Origin of the sequence: Calidithermus terrae, assembly GCF_003574345.1 — a bacterium.
GTDB lineage: Bacteria > Deinococcota > Deinococci > Deinococcales > Thermaceae > Calidithermus > Calidithermus chliarophilus.
The window spans coordinates 1-10,322 of sequence record NZ_QXDL01000143.1 but is presented as its reverse complement, the minus strand read 5'-3'; the positions used below and the strand labels follow the sequence as shown (position 1 = coordinate 10,322).

Below are 10,322 nucleotides of genomic sequence, written 5' to 3'. Positions count from 1 at the left end.
GGGCGGCGGGGTTGGGCTGGGCAGCGGGCGCCTCGCCCTGCTTGTTCTCGGCGGGCTGGAGTTTCTTGCCCCAGTTCTGCGCGATGAGCAGCAGGGTCTCGAAGTCGTACTGGCCCTGGCTGGGGTCGCGGGGGAAGGCGTCGGCCTGGGTAAAGCGCTTGCCGTCTTTATCGTAAAAGGCTGTCTTGATGTTGCCGGCCATCTGCTGCAGCGGGCGCAGGGGCTTGGCCGGGGTCAGGCTCAGGCGCAGGGCCTCGGTGTCCTTGCGGGGGGCGATCCAGGCGGCGTCCACGTCGAGGACGCCCTTCTCGGCGTTGTAGCGCGCCACGTAGAGCAGCCCGTCGGCGGCCTTGAGGGTGTCGAGGGCGGCCTTGAGGTCCTTGAAGACGAACTGGGCCTGGAAGGCCCGCGACTCCCGGCCCTCCAGCCGCACCGTCATCAGGAAGGGCTCGGCGGTCTCGGACTGGGGCAGGGCCAGGTTCACCTTGGGCGGCGGGGGGTCGGTGACGGTGAGGGTGAACTTCTGGAAGTTGCGCGAGAGCGAGGCGTCCTCGAGGAAGGCCGTGAACTCGAAGCTGCCCTTCTCCTGCGGGGTGCCGGTGAAGGCGCCGTTGTTGAAGGTCAGGCCGCGGGGGAGGTTGCCCTCGAGCTTGAAGGTGTGGGGCCGCAAGCCCCCTTCGCTGCGCAATTGGGCCGAATAGGCCTCGCCGACGTAGGCCGGGGGAAGGCTGGTGGTGACGACCCGCAAGGCCCCCTGAGGCCCGCTGGGGTTCTTCTCGTCCCCCCCGCACGCGGCCAGGGTCAGCGCCAGCGAGGTGAGAACGAGTTTGGCGAGTTTTGGAGCCGACATAGCGGCAGTCTACCGGGGTCTAATGAGAGGGAGGGTATATTTAGCGCTATGAGCATTAAGCCCGACTGGTGGATTCGCGAGAAGGCCAAGCAGGGCATGATCGAGCCCTTCGAGGAGCGCCTGGTGCGCGAGGGGGTCATCAGCTACGGCCTGACCAGCTTCGGCTACGACCTGCGCGCCGCGCGCGAGTGGAAGATCTTCGCCAACGTCTTCCACACCATCGCCGACCCCAAGGGCCTCGACCCCAAGAGCTTCGTGGACTACGAGGGCGACGAGGTGATCATCCCCCCCAATTCCTTCGTGCTCGCCCGCAGCATGGAGTACATCCGCATGCCCGACAACGTCATGGCCATCGCCATCGGCAAGAGCACCTACGCCCGGGTGGGCATCGTCGCCAACATCACCCCCCTCGAGCCCGGTTGGGAGGGCCACGTGACGCTGGAGTTCTCCAACACCACCCCCCTTCCCGCCAAGATGTACGCGGGCGAGGGCGTCGTGCAGCTCGTCTTCTTCGAGGGCGAGCGCCCCGAAGTGACCTACGCCGACCGCAAGGGCAAGTACCAGGGCCAACGGGGCATCACCCTGCCGCGCATCTGACGGGCCGGGCTTGTGGCCTGTGGGGAGCCATCAGCCGTCAGCGATCAGCTTGTGGCTTGTGGCTCGTGGTTTACCCCTCCCCGCGCGCGGGGAGGGTTTGGATAGCCGAGCCCTGTGCTCGGCGCGAAAAGCTACCCCTCCCCGCGGGCGGGGAGGGTTTATCCCCCCTAACCCCCCTTGCTAAGGGGGGAACCAGGCGTCTTGCGTTTGGCGTACGACGTACGACGTACCACGCACGACCCGCGCCCGGCGCCCGGCTACCGCCCACCGACACATCCCACCACCCCCACCTGGTATACACTGGCACAGCGATGCGCTGGCTCGTGTGCCTGGTGGGTCTCCTGGCTATCGCCGGGTGCGGAAACCGCTCCCTGCGGGCCCTCGAGTACCGCTCCGACAAGCCGGTGCGCGAGTTCAGCCGCGCTGAGCAGGTCATTGACCCCGAGAAGTACGACTACTTCGCCGAGATCGAGGTCGTCCGGAAGGGCAAGATGCGCCTCGACCTCTTCGAGGTCGAGGCGCCGGTGGCGGTCAACTCCTTCGTCTTCCTGGCGCTCAACCGCTTCTACGACGGCCTGACGTGGCACCGGGTCATCCCCGACTACGTGGCCCAGGCCGGCGACCCCACCGGCACGGGGGCGGGGGGGCCGGGCTACAGCTTCGGGCTCGAGGTCAGCCCTAAGCTCAGGTACGACCGGGCCGGGATGGTGGGCGTGGCCCGCACCTTCGACCCCAATTCCAACGGCTCGCAGTTCTTCATCACCCTCCAGCCCACGCCCATCCTCAACGGGCAGTACACCATCTTCGCCGAGGTCGTCGAGGGCATCGACGTGCTCGGCAAGCTCGCCCCCACCGAAGGCCCCCAGGCCGTAGACCCCGACAAGCGCGACAGGATCAGGAGCGTGCGCATTCTGGTGCGCAACAAGTGAGCACCCCCACAGGAGGCCCCATGCAGGCACTGGAGTATTTGTCCCCGACCCCCAAGCACAACTTCCGCCAGCCCGAGCAGGTCATTGACCCCGAGAAGTACGACTACTCCGCCGAGATCGAGACCAGCAAGGGCCGCTTCACGGTTGAGCTCTTCGCCAAGGAGGCGCCCAACGCCGTCAACTCCTTCGTCTTCCTGGCGCTCAACCGCTACTTCGAGGGCATCGTGTGGCACCGGGTGATCCCCGGCTTCGTCGCCCAGACCGGCGACCCCACCGGCACCGGCACCGGCGGCCCCGGCTACCAGTTCGGCCTCGAGGTCGCCCCCCACCTCAACTACGACCGCAAGGGCCGCCTGGGCATGGCGCGCACGCAAAACCCCAACTCCAACGGCTCACAGTTCTTCGTCACCTTCGCCCCCATCCCCCACCTCAGCCAGCAGTACAGCATCTTCGGCCAGGTGAGCGAGGGCATGGAGGTCGTGGAGGCCATCGCCCCCACCGAGGGCGTGCCGGGCGCGGCCCGCGGCGACGCGCGGGATAAGATCGTGTCGGTGAAGGTCTTCGCGAAGAGCAAATAGCCCCTAGCCCGCAGCCGATAGCTAGGGGTGAGCGGCGATCGGCTGTCCGCTATCCCCATGATCCCCGAAGGCACCCGCTACCACCTCCCCCCCGAAGCCCGGCTGCGGCGCGAGCTGGCCGGGCGGCTGACCGAGCTGTTCCACGGCTGGGGGTACGAGCTCGTCGAGCTGCCCGCGCTCGAGCTCTACGACACCCGCCACGTGCTCGCCGAGCGCTCCTTCAAGCTCGTGGACAAGACCGGCGACGTGCTGGCCCTGCGGGCCGACTTCACCTCGGCGCTGGCTAACCTCGTCGAGGCCTTCCCGCCCGAGCGCTACCCCGCGCGCTACCAGTACGCCGGGCAGGTCTGGCTGCGCGAGGCCGACGCCGAGCTGGGGCGCGTGCGCGAGTACACCCAGTTCGGCGTCGAGCTCATCGGCGTCTCGAGCCCCCGTGCCGACGCGGAGGTGCTCGAGCTGGCCTGGGAGGCCCTGCAGGCGCTGGGCTTCGAGGAGGCGCGCATCGAGGTGGGGCTGCCCTCGCTGGTGCGCGACCTGCTCGAGAGCACCGGCCTGAGCCGGGCGCGGGTCGAGAGCCTGCGCCAGGCCATCCACCACAAGAACATCCCCGAGCTCGCCGGGCTGCTCGAGGCCTACCGCGTGGGCGGCCCGGCCCCGGCCATCCTGGCCCTCCCCGACCTCTACGGCGGGCGCGAGGTGCTGCAAGAAGCCCGCAAGCTCAGCCTCACCGACAAGGCCAAAGCCGACCTCGACTGGCTCGAGGCCGTGCTGGCCCTCCTCCCCGAGGTGCCGCTCCTCCTCGACTTAGGCCGCGCCCGCCGCCTCGACTACTACACCGGCATCAACTTCCAGGCCTACACCCAGGACTTCGGCCTCCCCCTGCTGGGCGGGGGCCGCTACGACGGCACGCTGCTGCCCCAGGCCTGCGGCTTCACGGTGGGCCTCGAGCGCGTGATGGAGGCGCTGTTCGCCCCGCGCGGCGGGCTGGCCCCCAAGCTCTCGGCCGAGCCCCGCGTGCCCGACGTGCTCGCCCTCGACCGCGACTTAGCCCGCGAGCTCCGCGCCGAGGGGCAGCGGGTCGAGCTGGCCTGGACCGACGACCTCACCCAACTGCGCTTCTACGCCCGCAGCCGGGGCATCCCCCTCATCGCCCTCGAGGGGCGGCTCGAGGAGCCCTGAGCTCCACTCCTAAATTGCAACCTGGAGCTACACCCATGGTAGCGGCAGTTGCTACCCTGGAGGCGATGGCAGGCAAACGCTCCTACGACGACGGCTGCGCGGCGGCCCACGCCCTCGACCTGGTGGGCGAGCGCTGGGCACTGCTGGTGGTGCGCGAGCTGCTGCTGGGCCCCAAACGCTTCAGCGACCTGCAGGCCGGGCTGCCCCACATCAGCCCCAACGTGCTCTCCCAGCGCCTGAAGGACCTCGAGCACGTCGGGGTGGTGCGCCGCCACCGGCTGCCGCCGCCGGCGGCGGTGTGGGTCTACGAGCTCAGCGAGTGGGGCTACGAGCTCGAGCCCGTCCTGCAACAGCTCGGCCGCTGGGGCGCCCGCTCGCCCTGGCGGCCCGCCGAGGCCCCCATCAGCCTCGCCACGCTCGTCACCGCCATGAAGACGATGTTCCACCCCCCGGCCGCCGAGGGCCTGGAGGCGACGTACGAGCTGCGCGTGGGGGAGGAGCGCTTCCGGGTGCGCGTCGCGGGCGGGGCGCTCGAGATCGCGCGCGGCCGGGCCGAGCGCCCCGACGCGGTGCTCGAGGGCGACGTGGCGACGCTGGGGGCGCTGGCCTTCGCCGGGCAGCCCTTCGCCGAGGCCGTGAGCGCCGGGCGGCTGCTCGTGTACGGCGACGCGGAGCTCGCCCGGCGCTTCCTGGGGCTGTTCAAGATGCCCGAGCCGGCGGCGGCCCCTTCGGCAAGACCGGCCTGAAAACGCCCGGGCCCCGGCCGGGTGTGCCTCGAGGACACCCTTCCCTCGCGCGACCCGATAAGATGGGGGCAGAGGTTAAAACATGAAACGTTTCCGCACCCGCGCCGTGCACGCCGGCCAGCGCCCCGACCCGCTGACGGGCGCCCACGCCACGCCCGTCTACAGCACCTCGACCTTCGCCTACGGCTCCTTCGAGCGCGGAGCCCGGCTGTTCGAGGGGGAGGAAGCCGGCTTCATCTACAGCCGCATCGGCAACCCCACCGTGCGGGCCTTCGAGGAGAAGATGGCGAGCCTCGAGGGCGCCGAGGACGCGGTGGCCTTCAGCAGCGGCATGGCGGCGGTGAGCGCTCTGGCCTTCACCCTGCTGCGCCCGGGCGACGAGGTGGTGTACCTGGCCCCGCTCTACGGCGGCACCGAGGGCTTCTTCCTCGAGACCTTGCACAAGTTCGGGGTCGTCGTCACCGACGCGGGGAGCGTGGAGAACCTCGAGGCCACGCTTTCCCCGGCCACCAAGCTCGTCTACCTCGAGACCCCCACCAACCCCACCCTGCGCATCTACGACCTGGCCGAAGTGGCCCGCGTCGCCCGCGCCCACGGCGTGCCGAGCTGCGTGGACAACACCTTCGCCACCCCCTGCCTCACCCGGCCGCTCGAGCTCGGCATTGACCTAGTGCTCCACTCGGCCACGAAGTACCTGGGCGGCCACGGCGACGCGCTGGGCGGGGTGCTGGCCGGGCCCAAGGAGCTGATGGACGCGGTGCGGATGGAGGGCCTGCGCCACCTGGGGGGTTCGCTGGGGGCCTTCGAGGCCTTCCTGCTGCTGCGCGGCGTCAAGACGCTGCCCCTGCGGATGGAGGCGCACTGCGCGGGCGCGATGCGGGTGGCGGAGTACCTCGCCAAGCACCCCGCCGTCCGGCGCGTGCACTACCCCGGCCTGCCCTCCCACCCCGGGCACGCCGTGGCGCGGCGGCAGATGCAGGGCTTCGGGGGGCTGGTCGCGCTCGAGCTGCCCTCCCGCGAGGCGGCGGGCGTGTTCCTCGACAGCCTCGAGCTCTTCACCCAGGCGGTGAGCCTGGGCGACGTGGAGTCGCTGGCGACCCACCCTGCCTCCACCACCCACCAGCTTTTGGAGCCCGCCCTGCGCGAGCGCCACGGGGTGAGCGAGGGCTTAGTGCGGCTCTCCGTCGGCGTGGAGGACCCCGAAGACCTCATCGCCGACCTCGAGCACGCCCTCGAGCAAGCCGCCCGTGTCCTGCCGGTGGGACAGCAGGGCTAGGGCTGAAGCCTTCATGATTTTTTCGCCGCCTGACGTACAATCGGGCCTGTGACCCCCTGGCAGCTCCGGGTGCTGGGCACCCCGCACCTCCACCGCGCCGGCCAGCCCCCCGCCCCGCTCGAGCGCAAGCCGGCGGCGATCCTGGCCTACCTGGCGCTGGAGGGGCCCACCCCGCGCTCGAGGCTCGCCGGGCTGCTGTGGCCCGGGGGCCCCGACGCCTCCGCCCGCAACAACCTGCGCCAGGCGCTGTTCACCCTGCGCCGCTTCGAGGGGCTGTTCTCGAGCAGCGACCCCCTGGGCCTGGGGCCGGGCGTCGGGAGCGACGTGGCCGAGCTGCAGAGCCAGGTCACCTCGGGGCAGGGGCAGGGGCTGGAGTGGCAGGGACAGTTGCTGGAGGGCTACGACTACGACGACTGCCCCGAGTTCGAGGAGTGGCTGCTCTACGAGCGCGAGCGGCTGCAGGAGCTGCGGCTGGAGGCGCTGGCGCTGCTGTGCGAGCGCCTCGAGCACGAGGGCAAGCTGGCCGAGGCGCTGTCGTGGGCCCAGAAGCTTTTGGAGGCCGACCCCATCTCCGAGGCGGCGCACCGGCGGGCGATGCGGCTGCACTACCTGCTGGGCGACCGCGCCGCCGCGCTCAGGGCCTACCAGCGCTGCGCCGAGCTGCTAGGGCGCGAGCTGGGCGTCGAGCCCCTGCCCGAGACCCGTGCCCTGGCCGAGGAGATCGAGCGGGGGGTGCACGCCCTGCCCGGCAGCGCCCGCCGCCAGATCCCGCTGGCGGTGGTGCGCCCGCCGCGGCTGGTGGGGCGTGAGCGGGAGTGGGCCCTGATGGAGGACGCCTGGGAGCGGGGGCTGGGCATCGTGGTCAGCGGGCCGCCGGGCGCGGGCAAGAGCCGGCTGATGCTCGACTTCGCCGCCTCGAAGGGCAACTTCCTGCTGCTGGAGGGCCGCCCCGGCGACCGCGACGTGCCCTACGCCACCCACGCCCGCACCTACCGCCAGACCCTCGAGGCCTACCCCGACCTCGACCTGCCCCCCTGGGTGCGCCGCGAGCTCGCCCGCATGATCCCCGAGCTCGGCGAGGCCCCCGGCCCCATCACCTCCGAGGGCGAGAAGCTGCACTTCTACGAGGCCAAGACCGAGGTGCTGCGCCGGATCGCCGCCCGCGCCCCGCTGATCCTGGTCACCGACGACCTGCAATTCGTGGACCCCGCCAGCCTCGAGGCCGGGCAGTACGTCTACTCGGCCTTCTGGGGCCGCCCCGACAGCCCGGTGCGCTCGATCCTGGGCTTCCGCACCGACGAGCTCACCCCCGAGCTCCAGCGGCGGCTCGAGGCGATGGTGGGCAGCGGGGTGGCGGTCCACGTCGAGCTCCAGCCCTTGCGCCAGGACGACATTGACGCCCTGCTCGCCAGCCTCGAGCTGCCCCACCCCCAAAGCCTCGCCGCCGACCTGCGCCGCTACACCGGCGGCAACCCCCTCTTCGTGCTCGAGACCCTCAAGCACCTGCTCGAGACCGGCCAGCTCCAGGGGGGGCTCCCCCAGCGCCTGCCCCCGCCCGGCAAGGTGGGGCCGCTGATCCAGCGCCGCCTGGAGGGGCTTTCCACCGAGGCGCTGCAACTGGCGCGGCTGATGGCCGTCGCCGGGACCGACTTCTCGCTCGAGCTCGCCGCGCGGGTCATGGGGAAGGACTGGCTGAGCCTGATCCCCTTCTGGGAGGAGCTCGAGGGTGCCCAGCTCGCCCGCGGCGAGCGCTTCAGCCACGACCTGATCTACGAGAGCGTGCTGGCGGGCACCCCCGCGGGGATCAAGACCCTGCTGCACCGCCGCGCCGCCCAGCAGCTCGAGGCCCAGAAGGCCTCCCCCGCCCGCATCGCCCGGCACTGGCTCGAGGGCGGCGAGCCCGAACGCGCGGCGCCCTTCCTGCTCGAGGCCGCCCGGCAGGCCAGGGCCAGCCTGCGCCTGGCCGAGGCCGCCGACTTCTACGGGCGCGCCGCCGACGTCCTGCAGGGCACGGGCGACCTGGGCGCCGCCTTCGAGGCCCGCTTCGCCCAGGCCCGGCAGCTCATCGACCTCGAGGCGGGCGCGCGCGCCGAGGAGGTCCTCGCCGGGCTCTCGGCCATGGCCCGCACCGCCCGGCAGAAGGCCCAGGCCAGCCTGATCCACTGCCACCTGCTGTTCGCCCACGGCCGCTTCGAGGAGCTGGGGGCGGTGGTCGAGGAGGGGCTGGCCCACGCGGTGACGGCCCACGACCTGCGCCTGGAGGCCGACCTGCTCGAGGCCCGCGCCTCCATCAGCTTCACCCTGGGCAACGCGCGCGACGCCATGCCCTCCTTAGAGCGCATGGTCGAGATCTACCGCCGGGTCGAAGACCCGGTGGGCCTCGCCACCGCCATGGTGGGGCTGGGCGCGGTGCGGCGGGTCGAGGACCGGCCGGGGGCCTTGGCGCTGTTCGAGGAGTCGCTGCGCATCGCGGCGCGGGCGGGCCTCAAGCAGGAGCAGGTCTCGGCGCTCAACAACATCGCCCGCACCCACTACGAGCTCGGCCAGGTGCCCGAGGCCCTGCGTTACTTCGGCGAGGCCGCCGACCTGATGGCCGACACCGGCGGCGCCGTTGACATCCGGCTGGTCTCGCTCAACGGCCGGGCCTACAGCCTGCGCGGGCTGGGGCGCTACGCCGAGGCGCTGGAGGCCGTCCGGCAGGGCCTCGAGCTCGGCGAGGGCACCCAGTTCGGCTGGCTGGGCATGCTCCACCTCAACCGCGCGCTCACCCTGCAGGCCCTGGGCGACCTCGAGGCCGCCCGCGCCGCGCTGCGGACGGCGGTCGAGTGGCCCGGCTTCCCCAGCTACAACCGCTACCAGGTGCTGCTGGCCCAGGCCGAGCTGGCCCTGGGCGACCCGCCGGGCCTCCTGGCCGAGGCCGGGCAGCGCATCGAGGCCGGCAGCGACGGCTTCGACCGGCACCAGCTCGAGCTCGTCCGCGCCCGCCTGCAACCCCCGCAGCAGGCGCTGGAGACCGCCCGCCGCGCGCTGCCGCAGGTTCAGCAACAGGGCCTGCACGGGCTGGAGATCGGGCTGTGGGTGCGGCAGGCCCAGGCCTTGCTGGCGCTGGGTCGGCCGCAGGAAGCCCTCGAGGCCAGCCAGCAGGCCCTCGACCTCAGCCAGCGCTACAGCCCCTTCCCCTACCGCCCCGAGGTCTGGCTGGCCCACCAGCAGGCGCTCGAGGCCCTGGGCCATCCCGAGGCGAGCCACTGGCTCGAGCACGCCCTGCGCTGGGTGCTCGAGACGGCCCACAAGCACGTCCCCCCCGAGTACCGCCCCGGCTTCCTGCGCCACAACCCCGCCAACCGCGAGCTGCTGCGGCTGGCCCGCTCGAGCCCGCTCCCTGCGCTGGAGGGCCTGGCCGATTTGATAGGCTTGGAAGGATGATACGCGGGAAGTACGCGCTCACCCTGGCGCTGCCCAAAGGCCGCAACCTCAAGGACGGCTACGCCGCCCTGCAACGGGCCGGCCTCGAGCTCCCCCCCGTCGAGGGCGAGCGCACCATGATCCACGGGCAGGAGGGCAAGGTCGCCATCCTCGAGCTGCGCAACGCCGACGTGCCGCTGTACGTGGACCTGGGCATCGCCGACGCGGGCGTGGTGGGCAAGGACGTGCTGCTGGAGTCGGGCCGCGACGTCTACGAGCCCGTCGACCTCCGCACCGGCGTCTGCCGCCTCTCGCTCATCCGCCACCCCGACAGCACCGGCCCCATCCGCCGCATCGCCACCAAGTACCCCAACTTCACCGGCCGCGTGCTGCGCGAGCGCGGCTGGGTGGCCGACGTGCTCGAGCTCTCCGGCAACGTCGAGCTCGCCGCCCTCACCGGCCTGGCCGACGCCGTGGTGGACGTGGTCCAGACCGGCGCCTCCATCCGCGCCGCCGGCCTGAAGGAGGTCGAGGTGCTGGCCCACTCCTCGGCCCGCCTGATCGTCAACCGCCAGGCCCTAAAGCTCAAGAGCGACCTCCTGCGGCCCCTCATCGAACGCCTGCGGCAGCAGAGCCAGGCACTGGCGGAGGGGTAGGGAGGCGCAGGACGCCGGACGCCGATGGTCGATAGCGGATAGCCGATAGCTAGTGACCTGTGGCTCGTGGTTACCCCTCCCCCGCCCTCCCCACGCGCGGGGAGGG

At 71.8% G+C, this 10,322-nt stretch carries 9 protein-coding genes; 8 read left to right on the top strand and 1 reads right to left on the bottom strand.

What is annotated here, in order from left to right:
* The coding region (locus Mterra_RS14830) for an Ig domain-containing protein (RefSeq protein WP_176582541.1) at window positions 1-850 on the bottom strand (850 nt) is incomplete at its 3' end.
* 48 nt (window positions 851-898) lie between these two features.
* Between Mterra_RS14830 and dcd the strand changes: the two genes are divergently transcribed.
* The 8 genes from dcd (at window position 899) to hisG (ending at window position 10,216) form a co-directional block, all read left to right on the top strand.
* Window positions 899-1,447 (top strand): dCTP deaminase, encoded by a 549-nt coding sequence (gene dcd / locus Mterra_RS14825; RefSeq protein WP_027891520.1) that lies wholly within the window; start codon window positions 899-901, stop codon window positions 1,445-1,447.
* Window positions 1,448-1,758: 311 nt separating this feature from the next.
* Window positions 1,759-2,376 carry a peptidylprolyl isomerase gene (locus Mterra_RS14820; RefSeq protein ID WP_119315880.1) on the top strand — a complete coding sequence of 206 codons (618 nt, stop codon included), beginning with the start codon at window positions 1,759-1,761 and terminating at the stop codon, window positions 2,374-2,376.
* 20 nt (window positions 2,377-2,396) lie between these two features.
* Window positions 2,397-2,954, top strand: coding sequence for a peptidylprolyl isomerase (locus Mterra_RS14815; protein WP_119315879.1), 558 nt, complete (start codon window positions 2,397-2,399; stop codon window positions 2,952-2,954).
* 57 nt (window positions 2,955-3,011) lie between these two features.
* The gene (locus Mterra_RS14810; protein WP_119315878.1) at window positions 3,012-4,133 is read left to right on the top strand and encodes an ATP phosphoribosyltransferase regulatory subunit; all 1,122 of its coding nucleotides are present in this window, start codon (window positions 3,012-3,014) and stop codon (window positions 4,131-4,133) included.
* 65 nt (window positions 4,134-4,198) lie between these two features.
* Complete coding sequence (locus Mterra_RS14805) at window positions 4,199-4,879, top strand: winged helix-turn-helix transcriptional regulator (RefSeq protein WP_119315877.1); 681 nt, start codon at window positions 4,199-4,201, stop codon at window positions 4,877-4,879.
* Between the two features lie 82 nt (window positions 4,880-4,961).
* Window positions 4,962-6,155, top strand: coding sequence for a trans-sulfuration enzyme family protein (locus Mterra_RS14800; RefSeq protein WP_119315876.1), 1,194 nt, complete (start codon window positions 4,962-4,964; stop codon window positions 6,153-6,155).
* A gap of 48 nt (window positions 6,156-6,203) precedes the next feature.
* A complete protein-coding gene (locus Mterra_RS22890) occupies window positions 6,204-9,581 on the top strand; it encodes an ATP-binding protein (protein WP_119315875.1) in 3,378 nt (1,125 codons plus the stop codon).
* Window positions 9,578-10,216 carry an ATP phosphoribosyltransferase gene (hisG, locus tag Mterra_RS14790; RefSeq protein ID WP_119315874.1) on the top strand — a complete coding sequence of 213 codons (639 nt, stop codon included), beginning with the start codon at window positions 9,578-9,580 and terminating at the stop codon, window positions 10,214-10,216. The genes Mterra_RS22890 and hisG overlap by 4 nt, the downstream gene beginning before the upstream one ends.
* Window positions 10,217-10,322 lie beyond the last annotated feature (106 nt).